Origin of the sequence: Pseudomonas sp. IzPS59, from assembly GCF_014863505.1 — a bacterium.
GTDB lineage: Bacteria > Pseudomonadota > Gammaproteobacteria > Pseudomonadales > Pseudomonadaceae > Aquipseudomonas > Aquipseudomonas kribbensis.
The window spans coordinates 5,048,190-5,065,402 of the sequence record NZ_CP062251.1; the positions used below are offsets into that span (position 1 = coordinate 5,048,190).

Consider the following 17,213-nt stretch of genomic DNA (forward strand, 5'->3'; position numbering starts at 1 on the left):
AGCATGATGAGCAAAGACCGACGCGCCACCGCCCGACCCTTCGCCCTCTCCGGCTGGAGCCTGCAACGCAAACTGGTGCTGGCGTTCTGGCTGGTCAGCGTGATTCCGACCATGATCGCCGCGGAACTGGCGGCCACCACCCTGTCGCAGATTTTCGACAGCAACGTGCGGATCTGGCTGCAGGAGTCGACCAAGATCGTCGAGGACGAGATCCGCGAGATCGTGCGCGACAATGCCCGGATCGCGCAGTTGTTCCTGCGCTACACCCGGCCGCCCACGGACCGGCAGTCGGCCCGGCGCGACAAGCTCACCGCCGACATTGCCGACTCCATGGGCATCGACGTAGTCGCGCTGGTGCGCAACAGCGATCACAAAGTGGTGTTCAGCACCGCCGCCGATGACATCGTGCGGCAGATCAGCACCGCGCCCAAAGCCGTACTGCAAACCCTGCAGGTCGGCGGCGTGGCGACCGGCGCCGTGGTGTCGACCTTCGAGAGCGAGCAGGACGGCACCGACTACAAACTGATCGTGGTGACCTACCTCGACAACAGCTTCCTCACCAGCGTCGCCGACGTGCATTCTCTGGACCTGCGCCTGTACCTGGCCAGAGACGCCGATTTCTCCGAGATCTTTTCCACCCAGCGCTTTGAAGATCACCCGGCAATCGTGCCCGCGAAAATCGAGGACCAGTTGCGCAGCACCAAGCTGCCAATCGAGCAGTCGACCAAACGCTACAGCGGCATCTACCGACCGATTCTCAACGAAAACGGCGAACTGCAAGGCGTGGTGTTCAGCGGTCTGCTGCGCCACACCACGCTGGTCGGGCTGGTGAACCAGAGCAACCTGTTCATCCTGATTTTCATCCTCAGCTCGGCGGCTTCGCTGGCGGTGGGCTGGCTGGTGTCGGAGCGCATGACCAAGCCGCTGCGCGGACTGGCCAAAGGCGTACAAGCGGTGATTGCCGGGGATTACCGCCAGCGCCTGCCGGTCACCGGCGGCGATGAACTGGCGGAACTGAGCAGCATCTTCAACCACATGAGCGAACGCCTCGGCGAGTTGCAGCATCTGGAGTCGCAACTGCGGCGCCGCGACCGCCTGCATGCGCTGGGCGAAGTGGCGATGGGCCTGGCCCATGAAATCCGCAACCCGCTGGGCATCATCAAGACCGCCACGCAACTGCTGCACCGACGCGCCGACCTGCCCGAGACCGACAAGCGTCATCTGGAATACGTGGTCAGTGAAGTCAGCCGCATCAACGACCTGATCACCGAATTTCTCGACTTCGCCAAGCCCAGTGCGCCACTGCGTTCGACCCAACTGGCACGGCCGCTCGTAGATGAGCTGGTGGGTTTCTGCGCCCCGGAACTGGCCAGCCACAACATCGATGTGCAAATTGAGGACCGCGCGCCGGGTGCCACCCTGTACGCCGATGCCCGGCAACTCAAACAGGCGGGCCTGAACCTGATCGTCAACGCCATCGACGCCATGCCCGACGGCGGCCGCCTGACCCTGGGCATCCACAGCGATCAACACAACACGGTCATCAGCATCAGCGACACTGGCCAGGGCATCGAAGCGGACATGCTCGAGCGAATTTTCACGCCGTTCGTCACCACCAAGGCGTCCGGCACCGGACTCGGTCTGGCCAAAGTCTTCTCGATCATGGAAAACCATGACGGACGCATCGAATGCGTCAGTGAAAAAGATGCCGGAGCCACCTTCAGCCTGTACATTCCGGCCAACGGTGAAGATTTCGACGAGGACAGCGATGACGCATAACGTACTGGTGGTGGACGACGAGCCCAAGCTCTGCGACCTGCTGGCATCGGCCTTGAGTCAGAACGACATTGCGGTGTTCACCGCCGGCAACGGCCTGCACGCGCTCAAGGTGCTGGAGTCCGAGGACATCGATCTGGTGATCAGCGACTGGCGCATGCCCGGCATGGACGGCCCGCAACTGCTGGCGGAAATCAAGAACCGCTACCCGCAGTTGCCGGTGATCGTGATGACCGCCTACAGCACGGTGAAGAATGCCGTGCAGTCGATGCGCAACGGCGCCTTCGACTACATCGCCAAACCCTTCGACATCGATGAGCTGGACATCACCGTCAGCAAGGCCCTGCAATTTCGCGACATCCTCAAAGACAACCTGCGCATGCGCGCCGAACTCGACGAGCACCAGCAGATCGACAGCCTGGTGGGTGACAGCCCGAGCTTTCGCCGTGTCCTGAGCGCAATCGATTCGGTGCGCGAAAGCAACGCTACCATCCTGCTGACCGGCGAAAGCGGCACCGGCAAGGAAATGGTCGCCCGGGCCATCCACAAGCACGGCAACCGCGCCGACAAGCCGTTTGTCGCGGTCAACTGCGCGGCGATCCCGGAAGGGCTGCTGGAAAGCGAAATGTTCGGCCACCGCAAAGGCGCGTTCACCGGTGCGGTGGCGGACCGGGTCGGGCGTTTTCAGCAGGCGGACAAGGGCACACTGTTTCTCGATGAAATCGGCGAAATGCCTTTGGCGCTGCAGGCGAAAATCCTCCGCGCCCTGCAGGAACGCATCATCGAACCAGTAGGCGATCCACGCGAGCGCAAGGTCGATGTGCGGGTCATCGCCGCGACCAACAAGAACCTGCTGGACGCGGTGGCCAACAAGGAGTTTCGCGAGGACCTGTATTACCGCCTCAACGTATTCCCGATTCCGTTGCCGGCCTTGCGTGAACGGGTCGAAGACATCGCCCCGTTGGCCCGGCATTTCGCCCACACACTGGGCGCTGCGGCGGGCAAGCGCTTCAGCGGTTTCAGTGCCGAGGCGTTGCAGGCGATGGCCCGCTATTCGTGGCCGGGAAACATTCGTGAACTGCAGAACTGCGTCGAGCGCGCGACCATCGTCGCGTCCGGTGCGGAGATTGAAGAGCAGGACCTGCCGGCCTATCTGTTCGCCTCACAACCGACCCAGCCGGGAGCGCTGGTCGCCGAAGGCAGCGTGCCGGCCGACCTGGAAGCGGCGCTGGCAGAGGTGGAAAAGGCCTACATCCTCGCCGCGCTGGCCCAGAGCAACGGCGTGCAGGCTGCGGCGGCGCAGTTGATCGGGATTTCCGAGCGCAGCTTCTGGTATCGCCTGAAGAAACTGGGGATTCACGTCGACAAGATCGTCCGCTGATCCGGGTTCCCGGGCGTTGCCCGGGAACCTCGCGGCCTCAATTCACCGTGCCGCCCTTCGCCTCGCTCATGATCTGCCGGATCGCCCCGACAAAGGTGTCCTCCGGCTGCCCGCCAGTCACCGCGTATTGCCCGTTGAACACCACGGTTGGCACCGAACTCACGCCGCGCGACAGCCACAGTTGTTCTTCCTGGCGCACTTCACTGGCGAACTCGTCGGACGCCAGAATCGCCTCGGCGCGCTGCCGATCCAGACCCACGCTTTCGGCAATCTCTGCCAGTTGTCCGTGATCGGACGGGTTGCCGCCATCGGTGAAATACGCCTTGAACAGCGCCTCTTTCAACGGCAACTGCAAGCCCTCCTCGCCCGCCCAATGCAGCAGCCGATGCGCATCGAAGGTGTTGTAGATGCGGCTGTTGGAGTCGGTGCGGAAGGCGAAACCGACATCGGCGCCACGGGCGCGGATCACTTCACGGTTCTTCTGTGACTGCTCCGGGGTCGATCCGTATTTTTCCTGGATGTGCTCGCCGATGTTCTGCCCTTTGGCGCCCATCTTCGGGTTCAGCTCGAACGGCTGGAAACGGATCTCGGCCTGCACCTCGTCACGCAGAATCTCCAGCGCCCGCAGCAAACCGTACAGACCGACGACGCACCACGGGCAGGACACGTCGCTGACAAAATCGATTTTCAGGGCAGAACTCATGACACACCTCGCGCGTTCAATCGGGGTCAAAGACCTGCACGATACACCCGCTAGAGCAGGTTGCGCTCGCCCACCGGTTCGATCTGTGCCCAGTGCGAGGTGTCTTCACGGTGCTGCTGCAAATACGGCAACACCGCCGCCAGCAATGGCGCCTTGAACGCCTCCTGAAAACGATGGGCCAGCCCCGGAATCAGCTTCAACTGGCTGCCGCGAATGTGCGCCGCCAGATGTACGCCGTGCATCACCGGCAGCAACGGATCGGCGGTGCCGTGCACCACCAGCGTCGGCACCCGCAACTGATTGAGCAACGCCACCCGGCTCGGCTCGGCGAGGATCGCCATGATCTGGCGCTTCACGCCTTCGGGGTTGAACGCCCGGTCATAGGCCACCGCCGCCTGATGCAACAGCATCTGACGATCATCGGTAACCATCGGGCTGCCCAGCGCCGCCAGCAGATCGGCCTGTTGCTCCAGCGCCACTTCACGGTTAGGGGCACCGCGCCGCGACAGCAATTGCACCAGTGCCGCGCTCGGTGCAGGCAGGCCTTCGGCGCCGGAACTGGTCATGATCAGCGTCAGGCTCTCGACCCGCTGCGGCGCCATGGCCGCCAGGTGCTGGGCGATCATCCCGCCCATGCTCGCGCCGAGCACGTGGAATTGCTCGACGTGCAACGCGTCCATCAGGCCCAGCGCATCGTCGGCCATATCGGTCAGGCTGTAAGGCGCCGCCACCGGCAGGCCGAGTTTGTAGCGCAAGACTTCAAACGTCAGGTTGGCCTCGGCCGGTGCCTGGCGCCAGGTCGACAGACCGACGTCGCGGTTGTCATAGCGGATCACCCGGAAACCCTGCTGACACAGGGCGACCACCACTTCGTCCGGCCAGTGGATCAACTGCCCGCCCAGTCCCATCACCAGCAGCAATGCCGGATCCGACGCACGACCGATGCTCTGGTACGCCAGGCTCACCTGCGCCAGATCGACCCGTTCGGTCGGAACATTGACATCACAACGCGACGCCGCAGAAGACGCCGGAACGAAAAAAACCGCGGCCAACAACGCCGCGATTGCAAAAAATCCCTTGAACATGAAAAACACCGAAACGCAGAACCCCAGTAGAGCGCGAGTCTGATGAAGTTTGTTCAAGCGCGCTGCCACAGTTCGATGACAGTTTGATGAAGAGTGCCGAGCGGTCGAACGGGCCGATAACTATGTAGCACCCGGGCATCCGGTGATTTTCCTTGAATGGCGCTTGAGTGGAGCGGATCCGCCGCCCTTCCCTTGAGCCCCATTGCCATGATCGAACGCTTCTTTCTCGTGAACACTCCTGCGCCGTTGCCAGCATTTCCCGGTTTTACCGCCCTGCCGGCATCTGTCGATGAAAGCCTGCTGCACAGTGCGGCCACCCACCGGCAAGCGTGCAGCGAAGGGCTGCGACAACTGTGTGCCGGCGTACCCTCGGTACGCGCAACGCTCAACCGGTTGCTCCACCGGGAACTGGACCTGGACGGTGAGCAGGCTGGCCTGTCGTTCCCCCCGGGCGACGGCTACCCGGAGCGCCGGATCAGTCTGGTGACAGCCTGCGCCTTCGTCGCCCAATCCCCCCGACCAGAGGAATGGCTCGACAGCCAATGCCGGGTGACCGGTGTGAACAGCAGTCACGCATTGTCGGCACTCACCCCGTCGCAACTGCTCGCCCGGATCAAAGCCCTCGAACCGGCACTGGCGCTCGATGTGCGCTGGAATGCCTACTGGCAGGGCCGCGCTCCGGGCACACCCCATTCCCGCCAGGAACAGGCCGGCCGGTTGTATCACGGGCATATCGAGGCGGCCGCGCAAATGGCCTTCGCCCGACGCACGGTGACAGCCGACCAGCTACAGCCACTGTGGTCGCTGATGGGGGAACCGGGTACGCGGCCTGCGGCTGACGATGCCCTCAGCGTCGAGCTGCCGACCTTGCGCCTGCACAATGGCGTGCGGGTAAAACTGCCGGCGGCCTGGGTCATCAGTCGTGGAGACGACGCCGCACAGTTGCTGTACATGCCTGATCAAGCGGACGCTATCCATGCTTTCGCCCGACGCAGTGACTTGCATGCCTGGTTGGCACAAGAGCCGTTGGTGCCTGCCGGTCTTGCGTTCGAAAACCTTCAGGTCGAATACATCCCGGCCGGGCAATCGCTGGTCACGGCTGTCGACGAATGGCTGCTGCAGCAGCAAATCGCGCAGGTTGCTTCCCTGCGCAACGGCACGGACGGCACGCGCGGTCTCGCCGAACAGGGCCACCACGCGCTGGACGTCGCCGACAGGGTCGACCGGCAACGCAGCACTGCCGTCTTCTGCGCCCCGCCCGGCCTGGACAATCAACTGTCCGGCGTCCGGACAGCAGACGAAGTCGAAGTCTCGCTGTTCGGCAGCCTGCATCCCGATATTCCCCGCTCCCTGCGACAGGCCAGCGTCACCCGGGCACAGGATGCGCTCGAAGCATCAAGCGATGGCGACACCCTGAAATCGTTCGAGGCGCTGCAAACGACACAGGAAACGGCCGAACAGGCCGCCGATCTCGCAGCACGCGCTCTGCTCTATCGCGAACGGGTGCTGGACCTGGCCACCTTCAACCGCCAGTTCACCGCGCTGTACAACGCGCACATGCAAGGTCTGCGGGCCGAAGCCGGGATGCAACGGGCGCTGAATCGCCTGAGTGTCGAAGAACATGACCTGCTCATCGCATGGCTCGATGCACCCGATCGAACCGATGCCGACCGGGTGGTGAAAAGCCTGACACTGTCACTGACCGAATCCGCAGGAGGCAAAGTCACCACCACTCTCCAGACGCTCAATGGCCCGCTCGTACTGATGTTCATGGGTTCGATACAGAGCCTGTTGCTTTACTGGCCCGGCAGCGGTGGCGGCCTGCAGCGATTCGCCAATCGCCAGGCACTCGAACGGTACGTGTTCAAGCTGCATGCCGGTGACGCACAGCAAACCTTGCAATTGAACACCCTGACCGGCGACCCGTTGCTCCATATGTTGAATCAGTTGACCGGCGAGTTTGAAACCCGGGCGGCGACTATCCGCCAGCGATACAGCGAGCCGTCACAGGCCCGACAGCGTGCAGATGAACTGGAGCAACTGCGCCGCAAGACACTTCCCCTGCTACAGGTGCCCGTCGATGCCGCACGACGCCTGGCGCTGTTTCATCGCATCCAGCAGGAACGCAGCGCAACCCTCGCCACACAGGCACCGGCCTGGCTGACCGACCTGAGTGACAACGAACGAAGCACGCTCAAGGCGCTGATCCTGGCCTGGATCAGCGCGATGCACCGCAGTCACGAATTGCTGACCGTCGCGCTGCTACCCCGGGAGGATTTCACTCGACAGCATCTGCACGCCCGACTGCGTCGGGACTTTTCTCTCAAGGGGCACTTTTCGGTACAGCTGGACCTGCCGGACTCGGTTGCGCTGCAAAAACAGGCCTTCAGTGCCCCCGGTGCACCGGGCACCCCGCAAAAACGGGTGGCCGTCCCCAGCGTCGGACGCAGCCGGATGTCCCTCGAAACCCTGGCCCAGCTCAATATCGACAACACCCCGTCGATGAACCTTGAACAACTGTCACTGCGTCTTGGCTTCATGCGCGTCGAAGTCAGCGCCACCGATGAGCGGGAGCGTCAGACCCTCACTGCCGGTATTACCCGGGCCTACCTGCGCAAACTGATGCCGGAACTGGATCTGCCCAAGGCATACGAACAAAAGATTTACGACACCTTCAAAGGTACGACCGAAGAACCACCATTCCAGCGCGAGCACCGTCAGGAATGCCTGCTCGAACCCTGGCAGGTAATGCTCAAGCTGCAAGGCCGATGCGCACGGTTGCAGCACCACATTGACGGCTCTGACCTGAGCCTGTTTGAAACCGCCATCGACGCCGACACGCCCGACGCCTGGGCAACCGCCGGTCGCCGCATTGTGCTGCTTCCGGCATTCCTCGCCGTCGGCGGCACTGACACACCGAATGAAGGCCCCACCACATTGTCCGGTGTGACCTTCATCGAAGAACAAATCAGCGGCACGACACTGCTCTATCTGCCGGATGCCCCCGACGCGAGGTTTCTGCGCCGATACGACAGCCTTGAAGCCGCCCGCAAGGATCTGTTCAATCGTTGCAGCCAGGACGAGATGATCCACTATCTGGCCGACCGGGCCTTGCAAGGCAGCGTAAACGCCCACGAACGCCGCATCGCTCAGGCGGTGGACAAACGCTTCGATGCCATGATCGGTGTCGGCCCGCGCTGGCCGGTAACCACGTCGCTGGCCGCTCATCTGCTCAGTGCGCACATGGGGCGTCTGATCGAGGTCCATCGCGGCTCCTCGCGCTCCAACGATGCGTTGTATCGGGAACGTTATGCTCTGCAGGGCACACGGGTGTTCGATTACCTGAAAATGGCCCTCGGCATGCTGCCATTTGTTGGCAGTGCCATCGCGCTGTACGACGCGTGGAACGCGGCCAACCAGGCAGTCGCGGCTTTTCTGCGGGGCAGTCTCGGCGACGGCCTGGCTGAAGTCGAATCGGTGTTGCTGTGCCTGATCGACGCGTTGATCGACATCGTGCCTGGCGCCGGTGCAGCCCTGACGGCCCGCTCGGCCACCCGTGCCCGCCTGCTGCGAAACCTGGTCCCGGAGGTCGGCACGCTGACCGTTCCCGATACCCGGCAGGCCCGGCGCATCGTTGAACGCTTTGCCGGTTACGAATATGAGAAACCCGTCTCGCTGGCGGGGCTGCGAGCGGCCGAGGGAGGCGTCTGGCGCAATATCTACCGCCATGCCGACGGCGATTTCATTGTCCGTCATGGCCGGATCTATCAGGTCGAATGGAGCCGCGATTCCCGCAACTGGCGCCTGCGCGGCACCTCGCAGAATACCTACAGGCAACCGATCGCCCTGAACGAGGCCGGAGAGTGGGACACCTGGTTCGGCGTCTACGGCACCACCTTCGAAGGCGGCGGTGCCGGTGGTGGCGGCGTGCTCGGGCATATGGCCGATACACTCGACCCGCTGTGGCCACTGGCAATCCGTGAGCGTCTTCCGCGCTGGCTGGTCGACCGGACCTACCGCCGACATCACCAACTGACGCTTGAATGTGATGACCTGAGTTACCGCCTCGATCTCCAGATCGAGCGAAGCGACAGGGCGATCAACGCTTACTGCCAGGCTCCCGATGACGCTCTGCTGAGAAACGTCGCACAGAAAGCCTGCGACGAGGATATTGCCCTGCTCACCCGGCAATACCAGACAGCCGCCGAGCTGCGCCCCCTCACCCATGGCAACAAGTTGCGAGCCCTGCTTGAAATACAGAGCCAGGACGCTGCACGAGTGACCGACCGCCTCAAACACCGTGTCTATATGGCCAACCACCGGATCTACAAATGGCTCGACGAGATCGACACCCGGCACGCAACCCTCGATGCCCTGCCGGACAGCCCGGTTGCCGAACGCCTGGTCCTGCTTCAGGAAATGCGCAGATTGCGCGTCGATGTGACCACCGCCATTGAAGAAGTCGAAGCGCTCATGGGCGACATGAACCGCTGGTACGCGCTGATCGGCGTACGTGCGGACAAGGCCAGACTGACCGAAGCCGTCACCTATTTGAACGGACGCATGAGCGACTTCAATCTGGGTTACCTGAAGACCGCTCACCGCCTGGAGTCCATCAAGAATTTCGAGAACACTGGCGACGTTTCCTGGCTCTACCTGCAACAACGGGCCTGGCAACTGCGCATGGACATGGACCGTGCGCTCTTCACCCAGTTCAGCCTGTCCGAAGTGAGCGCCAACCGTGCGCAGCGCACACAGATCCTGGGCAACTGCCTCGACACCTACACCCGATACTGCCGGGAAATGAACCAGTGGACAGCCAGCTATCCGCAGTACTTTCACATGGAAGAGTTCGAGCCGCTGATGGCCGGCATCGAAGCCATGGCCGAACGTGCCAGAAAGGCCATCGATCATCCCGCGCCGCCTCGTAAGACGGGACCAAGCGAGAAGAAGATTTTCCAGACCGAAGACCAGCAATGGCTGATCGGGGTGGAAAACTGGGAACCCAGAACCCGCAAGCGGCAGTTCGTCCTGAACCACGGCAAGGCGGGGCGGGAAGTCTGGGAGCTGGCTGACAACGGCAAATTCCGCCTGCTGGCGGTGAACACACCGCAGCCCGCGCCTTCCCGGAACCTTGCATCGTTGCTGGCCGACGCCCGCAAGCGCCTGAATGGGCAAGCGGCCTATCAGGCCAAGGTGCAGGGCCACGCCGAGCGCGACATGCTCCCGGTGGATCTGGAGCACATGATGGTCAGCGAAGCCGATGACCTGAGCCATCGGGCCAGCGACATTGAAGCGCTGTCGGCAGAGAACCCGATCATCAGTGAATTGAAAACCAAGGCCGACGAGTTGCGCCTCACCGGACGGCAGTTGCGCACCCGACAAACCCTGAGGAGTCGTAAACCCACCGACGGCATGCTCGATGATCTGCTGCGACAGAACGCCGTGGAAGTGCGCAAGGTGGCCCTGATGAAACAACTGCGCAATCGCGTCGACGGTCGTCCCGACCATCTGCAGGAATATGAAATCCACGACCTGAATGTCCGACCGCCACGTCTGCTGTGGTATGCGCATTTCCACTACAACAAACCCAGGCCGTCATTCGCAGAGTTCGAGAAAGCGCACCTGAAACTGCCGGAGCACCGCTACCTGACTCACGCCGACAATGCGGCGCTGCCGTATGCCGACATAGGCAAACGCTCGCCGGTCCTGCCCTGGTTCGAAGCGTTGTAAAACAAAACGGGGAGCGGTTGGCCGCTCCCCGTTTTGCTGTGCGTCAAGCCAGCTGACTGCGCAGTTGCCGCGCCGCCGCGACCATGTTGACCAGCGCCGCTTCGGTCTCCGGCCAGGCGCGGGTTTTCAGGCCGCAGTCCGGGTTGACCCACAGACGTTGCGCCGGAATCCGCTTCACGGCCTTGCTCATCAGCTTGACCATTTCCGCTGTGTCCGGCACTCGCGGCGAGTGGATATCGTAGACGCCCGGGCCGATGTCGTTCGGGTAGTCGAACGCTTCGAAGGCATCGAGCAATTCCATGTCCGAGCGCGAGGTTTCGATGGTGATCACGTCGGCGTCCATGTCAGCGATGGCCTTGATCACGTCGTTGAATTCGCTGTAGCACATGTGAGTGTGGATCTGGGTTTCGTCCTTCACGCCCGAGGCGGTCAGGCGGAACGCTTCCACCGCCCAGTCCAGATACTCCTGCCACTGTGCGCGGCGCAGCGGCAGGCCTTCGCGGAACGCGGCTTCGTCGATCTGCACGATTTTGATCCCGGCGTTTTCCAGATCCACCACTTCGTCACGCAGGGCCAGCGCCAGTTGCTGCGCCTGGACTTTGCGCGACACGTCCTCGCGGGGGAACGACCACATCAGCATCGTCACCGGGCCGGTCAGCATGCCCTTCATGACCTTATCGGTCAGGCTCTGGGCGTAGCTGATCCAGTCCACGGTCATGGCGTTCGGACGGCTCAGGTCGCCATAGATCACCGCCGGTTTCACGCAGCGGGAACCGTAGCTCTGGACCCAGCCGAAACGGGTGAACAGGTAACCGTCGAGTTGCTCGGCGAAGTACTCGACCATGTCATTGCGTTCGGCTTCACCGTGCACCAGCACATCCAGCCCCAGACGTTCCTGGACTTGCACCGCATGGCGGATTTCGCTGCGCATGGCATCGTGGTAATCGTTGGCCGACAGCTTGCCCTGCTTGAAGGCCTGGCGGGCCAGACGGATCGAACCGGTCTGCGGGAACGAGCCGATGGTGGTGGTCGGAAACGCCGGCAATTTCAAACGTGCCTGTTGCGCGGCGATGCGCTTGGCGAACGGCGAATGACGCTGGCTGTCGCGGGCATTGATCGCTTCGATCCGCGCCTGCACATCGGCCTTGTGAATACGCGGCGAGCGAGCGCGGCTTTCCTGAATGGCGCGGCTTTCGGCCAGCGCGCTTTGCACTTTAGGTGCTTGAGGATCGTTCAGCGCATCACGTAACACAGAAATTTCGGCGCACTTCTGCACGGCGAATGCCAGCCAGCTTTTCAGTTCCGGATCGAGCTTGTCTTCGCGCTCGACATCCACCGGGCTGTGCAGCAACGAGCAGGAACTGCTGACCCACAGATTGTCGCCAAAGCGCTCCTGCGCCGGTTGCAACTGCGCCAGTGCCTGCTCCAGCTCGCAGCGCCAGACGTTGCGACCGTTGACCAGGCCCACCGAAAGAATCTTGTAAGTCGGCAGACGATCCAGCACCTGACCGAGCTGATCCGGCGCACGCACCGTGTCGATGTGCAGGCCTTGTACCGGCAGGCCCACGGCCAGACCGAGGTTGTCTTGCAGGCCGCTGAAATAGGTCGCCACCAGTTTTTTCAACGGCGAGTACTGAAGGATGTGATAGGCGCGTTCGAAGGCGTTTTTCCACGCCTGCGGCAGGTCGAGAGTGAGGATCGGTTCGTCGATCTGCACCCACTCCACGCCCTGTGCGGCAAGCCGCCCGAGGATTTCGTTGTACACCGGCAGCAGGCGCTCGAGCAGGTCGAGCTTGTCGAAATCGTTGCCTTTCGCCTTGCCCAGCCACAGGTAAGTCAGCGGGCCGATGATCACCGGTTTGACGTTGTGACCGAGGGCTTTGGCTTCTTCGACCTCATCGAACAGCTGTTCCCAGCTCAGCTTGAACTGTTGATCGACGGTGAACTCCGGGACCAGGTAGTGGTAGTTGGTGTCGAACCACTTGGTCAGCTCTTGGGCATATTGGGTCTTGCCGTGCTCGCCGCCGCAGCAGGAGGCCGTGGCGCCACGGGCCATGGCGAACAGGGTGTCGAGGGTCGGCAGGCCACGCTCGTCGCGCACGCCATTGAAGCGCTCGGGGATCACACCGAAGGTCAGCGAGTGGGTCAGCACCTGGTCGTACCAGGCGAAGTCGCCGACCGGCAACAGGTCGATGCCGGCGTCTTTCTGAAGTTGCCAATGCTTGGCGCGCAACTCGCGGCCGACCTGATTCAGGGACGCCTGATCGAGATCGCCTTTCCAGTAGGCTTCGAGGGCTTTTTTCAGTTCGCGGTCGGCGCCGATGCGCGGGAAACCAAGGGTGTGGGCCACGGCCATGTCGAGTGTTCTCCATTGCGTAAAAGATGGCGCCATTGTCGACAGCCAACCCAACATGAGACAAACTCAACCTTTTCGTGTTGATCACAAATTTTCCTCATGGAGCCCGTGGTGCTTGAGATCCGTCACCTGAAAACCCTGCATGCCCTGCGCGAAGCCGACAGCCTGGTCGATGCGGCCGACCGCCTGCACCTGACCCAGTCGGCGCTGTCCCACCAGTTCAAGGAACTGGAAGAGCGCATGGGCATGCCGTTGTTCGTGCGCAAGACCAAACCGGTGCGCTTCACCAGCGCCGGCCTGCGCCTGCTGCAACTGGCCGACGCGACCCTGCCGCTGCTGCGTGCCGCCGAACGTGACATCGGGCGTCTGGCCGGGGGCACCGCCGGGCGTCTGCACATGGCCATCGAATGCCACAGCTGCTTTCAGTGGCTGATGCCGACCATCGACCAGTTCCGCGATGCCTGGCCGGAAGTCGAACTCGACCTCGCTTCGGGATTCTCCTTCGCTCCGCTGCCGGCGCTGGCCCGCGGTGACCTGGATCTGGTGGTGACCTCCGACCCGCTGGAAATCGCCGGCATCACCTACGTGCCGCTGTTCACCTACGAAGCCATGCTCGCGGTCGCCAACCAGCATGCATTGGCAAGCAAACCGTACATCGTCCCCGAAGACCTGCTGACGGAAACCCTGATCACTTATCCGGTTGAGCGCGACCGGCTGGACATCTTCACCCGTTTCCTCGAACCCGCCGACATCGAACCTGCGCAAGTACGCACCTCGGAACTGACGGTGATGATGATGCAACTGGTGGCCAGCGGCCGTGGCGTGTGCGGCATGCCGCACTGGGCGCTGCATGAGTACAGCTCGCGGGGCTACGTGAAGGCCAAGCGGCTGGGGGAGAAAGGTCTGTTCGCGACGCTGTACGCGGCGATCCGCGCCGACATGCTCGACGCGCCGTACATGCGCGATTTCCTGCTGACGGCCAAGGACACGTCGTTCTCGACGCTGGATGGGGTCAGCGCGGTTCGTTGAGGCTGGCGGTTGGCAGCAAAGGCGCGCACCACATGTGAATCTTGTCGAAGTAGTCCTCGCCGACCCGCACCGCCATCGGCTCCAGACCGAACTGGATGAAGCCGCAGCGCTGGTACAGCTTGAACGCCGCGTCATTGCCGGCGGTGACGGTCAGTTGAATGACCTTCAGCGCCGGATGCTGCTGCGCTTCCACCAGCACCGCCTCCATCAACTTCAGGCCCAGCCCGCGCTGACGAAATTCAGCCGACACATACATGCCGAATACCGTTGCCTTGTGCCGGGCCTTTTCCCGAGGCTCGAACGCCAGACCAACGATCCCCGCCAGACGGCCTGCTTCGAACGCGCCAAACACCGCATCGAGCTTGCTGGTCAGGCGCGACTCCCACCAGCTCAGCGGCATCGCCGCCCGCTCGCGCACGCTGGAGGTGAAGGCCTGCGGATGCCGGTCATACGCTTCCAGCATCAATTCCCGATAGGCCAGCGCATGGCTGGCATCCAGCCGTTCGATCCACATGTTCACGCGGTCCTGCGCTGCTCGAGCATCAGGCGCACCGCCAGGCCGCCGAGCACGAAGCCCATGAAATAACGCTGCGCCGCCAGCCAGGACGGGTTGTTGGCGAACCACGAGGCAATGCCCGCCGCCGACAGGGCAATCAACAGGTTGACGCTGAAACTGACGCTGATCTGGGTCAGGCCGAGGATGATGCTCTGGCTGAACACCGAGCCGTGCTCCGGCGTGATGAACTGCGGAAACACCGAGAGGTAGAACACCGCGATCTTCGGGTTCAGGGCGCTGGTGAGAAAGCCCATGGTGATGAGCCTGCGCGACGAGTCCGCCGGCAATGCCTGCACTTCGAACGGTGAGCGGGCACCGGGTTTCACCGCTTGCCAGGCCAGCCACAGCAGGTACAGCGCACCGGCCCACTTCAACACTTCATAGGCCATCGGCACCGCGAGAAACACCGCCGTCAGACCGGCCGCCGCCGCGAACATATGCACGAAGAACCCGGCCACCACGCCGAGCAGCGACGTGACCCCGGCCTTACGCCCCTGACAGATCGACCGCGAGATCAGGTAGATCATGTTCGGCCCCGGCGTCAGTACCATCAACAACGCAGCGGCGGCAAAAATCAGCAGGTCTTGAAGCGGGATCATGACGAAGTCCTTTGCACAAATGATCAGGCGATCGCGGTCAGCGAGGCTCGATAAAACGGCAGGATCAGGTCGCGTGTCAATGGGGCGAGAACCACATCGCCGTCGGTGGCCGGGTCGATCCAGATCACCTCTTCGATCTCGGCCGCCGGGGAGACTTCGGCGTCGATGGTCAGTTGAAAGATCTCGGCCTGCACGACAAATCCCGGCTCGTTGGCGGCCGGTGCCGAGAACTGGCCGAGAAAACTCGCCTGCGCCGGATCGATCACCAGCCCCAGCTCTTCTTCCAGTTCGCGGGCCAGCGCATGCACCGGCAGTTCATGGGCCTCGATCTTGCCGCCCGGTTGCATGAACGCCGTGGTATCGCGCTTGCGCACCAGCAGGGTCTGGCCTTCGGGGTTGAGCAGCAGCGCGGCGGCAATGCGAATGGTGCGGGGGGAAACAGCGGATACAGAGGTCATGGGTCAGCCACCGGCCTTGGGAAAAACCGCAAGGATCCCATGCCGGCTGCACCAACGTCACCTCGTGCGGCCTCAAGAACCGGCCAGCAGCGCCATTTCGCCCTCCTCCGGCACTTTCACGAACACCTTGTATTTGGCCCCCTCCATGGCTTCGAAACTGATCAGTTTGTCCACCAGCAGCGCACTCAGCACCTTGCCGGCATTGAGCAGCAACATACCGTTATCGGCATTCAGGTTGCGCGCCAGGATCATTCCCGCCGCCAGCTCCCGAGTGCCCAGCACCTTGACGCTCGGATCGGTCAGGGTGATATCGCTGACCATCGCGCAGACCTTGATGAAGTCCTCGATCAGCTCGGGATCGTAAAGCCTGCCGGCGTACTGGCGCAGGTACAGCAACGCCTCGTCGCTGTTCATCTGCCGTTCGAGAATCAACCCGCGCTGCAACTCGACGAAATCCACCGCCAGTTTCAACAGCCGCGAGCCCAGGGGAATGGCCTCGCCCTTGAGCCGGTCGGGAAAACCGCTGCCGTCCCAGTGTTCCTGATGGTGCAGGATCAGCCGCGCGGCATCCTTCATCGGGTCCAGGGTCATCAGCAGTGACTCGCTCTGTTTCGGATAACCCCGATAGCGGTCGCGGTCGGTGCTGTGCAACAGGTCCGAAGGGGTGGTCATCATGCTGTCGGTCCAGCTCAGCTTGCCGATGTTGTACAGCGCGGCGGCCATGGTCAGGTCGCGGCTGGCGGCTTCGTCCAGCCGATGCACCTTGCAGTAGCCGCGCACCAGTTCGATGATCTGCCGGTTGGTCTGCTTGGCCGGCGGCAGGCGCAGGTTGGCCAGCAGCGAGAACACTTCGGTGCCGGTCACATAGCTGTGCTTGAGCTCCTCGTAGGCCAGATCGAGCATGTCGGCGGTCTGCTGCAACTCGGCGGTACGGGCGCTGACATGTTTTTCCAGGGTGCTGTTGAGCAGCTTCAACTGATCGTTCTGCACCCGGGTCAGTTGCTCCAGACGCTCGCGCTCACGGGCCAGATGCTGATGTTCCAGGGCCTGGCGCAGGATCAGCAGCATCTCCTCGTCGTTCCAGGGTTTGCTGATGTAGCGGTCGATCTGGCCTTCGTTGATGGCCTTGATGATCGCCGAAGGGTCGGCATAGCCCGTCAACATGATCCGCGTGGTCGCCGGATACAGCTGACGAACGCTGGCTAGTAACGTGGCGCCGTCCATATTGGGCATCCGCGCGTCACTCATCACCAGATCGACCGGACGTTGCGCCAGCACTTCCAGCGCCTGGGCACCGCTGCTGGCGAGCAACACCTCATAGGGCTGGCCACGCAGCAGGCGGCGCAGGCTGTTGAGGATCGACTCCTCGTCATCGACCAGCAACACGGCAGGCCGATGGGCCGGAGTCGGGGCGGATTGCTCTTCCATGGCGAGGCCTCGCGAATGACGATGGACGTGGCAGGCGTGTCGACAGACCTCCTCCCTTGCCCGCGCCTGAGTGACAGGCTAGATGATTTTTGCGCCGGGACCGCGCAAG

11 protein-coding genes are annotated in these 17,213 nt (G+C 62.7%); 4 read left to right on the forward strand and 7 right to left on the reverse strand.

Going from position 1 to position 17,213, the window contains the following annotated elements; genetic code table 11:
- The first annotated feature begins 3 nt into the window (after positions 1-3).
- Positions 4-1,779: a sensor histidine kinase gene (locus IF189_RS22640; protein ID WP_114885259.1), complete on the forward strand. Its 1,776-nt coding sequence runs from the start codon at positions 4-6 to the stop codon at positions 1,777-1,779.
- The gene (locus IF189_RS22645; RefSeq protein ID WP_119427767.1) at positions 1,769-3,157 is read left to right on the forward strand and encodes a sigma-54-dependent transcriptional regulator; all 1,389 of its coding nucleotides are present in this window, start codon (positions 1,769-1,771) and stop codon (positions 3,155-3,157) included. Before IF189_RS22640 ends, IF189_RS22645 begins: the two co-directional genes overlap by 11 nt.
- Positions 3,158-3,194: 37 nt before the next feature.
- On the opposite strand, the gene IF189_RS22650 is transcribed toward IF189_RS22645, so the two are convergent.
- Together IF189_RS22650 and IF189_RS22655 are read right to left on the reverse strand one after the other, a co-directional pair.
- The gene (locus IF189_RS22650) at positions 3,195-3,860 is read right to left on the reverse strand and encodes a DsbA family oxidoreductase (protein WP_192552290.1); all 666 of its coding nucleotides are present in this window, start codon (positions 3,858-3,860) and stop codon (positions 3,195-3,197) included.
- Between the two features lie 50 nt (positions 3,861-3,910).
- Complete coding sequence (locus tag IF189_RS22655) at positions 3,911-4,945, reverse strand: alpha/beta fold hydrolase (RefSeq protein WP_192552291.1); 1,035 nt, start codon at positions 4,943-4,945, stop codon at positions 3,911-3,913.
- 207 nt (positions 4,946-5,152) lie between these two features.
- Here IF189_RS22655 and IF189_RS22660 point away from each other — a divergent pair, with 207 nt between their 5' ends.
- A complete protein-coding gene (locus IF189_RS22660) occupies positions 5,153-10,678 on the forward strand; it encodes a dermonecrotic toxin domain-containing protein (RefSeq protein ID WP_192552292.1) in 5,526 nt (1,841 codons plus the stop codon).
- A 43-nt stretch (positions 10,679-10,721) separates the two neighbouring features.
- On the opposite strand, the gene metE is transcribed toward IF189_RS22660, so the two are convergent.
- Positions 10,722-13,034, reverse strand: coding sequence for a 5-methyltetrahydropteroyltriglutamate--homocysteine S-methyltransferase (gene metE / locus IF189_RS22665; RefSeq protein ID WP_192552293.1), 2,313 nt, complete (start codon positions 13,032-13,034; stop codon positions 10,722-10,724).
- A gap of 111 nt (positions 13,035-13,145) precedes the next feature.
- Between metE and metR the strand changes: the two genes are divergently transcribed.
- Positions 13,146-14,063: a transcriptional regulator MetR gene (metR, locus tag IF189_RS22670; protein WP_085709456.1), complete on the forward strand. Its 918-nt coding sequence runs from the start codon at positions 13,146-13,148 to the stop codon at positions 14,061-14,063.
- Here the strand turns inward: metR and IF189_RS22675 are convergent.
- The 4 genes from IF189_RS22675 to IF189_RS22690 form a co-directional block, all read right to left on the reverse strand.
- The gene (locus IF189_RS22675; protein ID WP_192552294.1) at positions 14,047-14,577 is read right to left on the reverse strand and encodes a GNAT family N-acetyltransferase; all 531 of its coding nucleotides are present in this window, start codon (positions 14,575-14,577) and stop codon (positions 14,047-14,049) included. The genes metR and IF189_RS22675 overlap by 17 nt on opposite strands.
- 2 nt (positions 14,578-14,579) lie before the next feature.
- Positions 14,580-15,218 carry a LysE family translocator gene (locus IF189_RS22680; RefSeq protein WP_192552295.1) on the reverse strand — a complete coding sequence of 213 codons (639 nt, stop codon included), beginning with the start codon at positions 15,216-15,218 and terminating at the stop codon, positions 14,580-14,582.
- A gap of 23 nt (positions 15,219-15,241) precedes the next feature.
- On the reverse strand, positions 15,242-15,676 hold the full coding sequence (locus tag IF189_RS22685; RefSeq protein WP_192552296.1) for an NUDIX hydrolase: 435 nt from the start codon (positions 15,674-15,676) through the stop codon (positions 15,242-15,244).
- Between the two features lie 72 nt (positions 15,677-15,748).
- The gene (locus IF189_RS22690) at positions 15,749-17,104 is read right to left on the reverse strand and encodes an HD domain-containing phosphohydrolase (RefSeq protein ID WP_192552297.1); all 1,356 of its coding nucleotides are present in this window, start codon (positions 17,102-17,104) and stop codon (positions 15,749-15,751) included.
- Between the last annotated feature and the right edge of the window lie 109 nt (positions 17,105-17,213).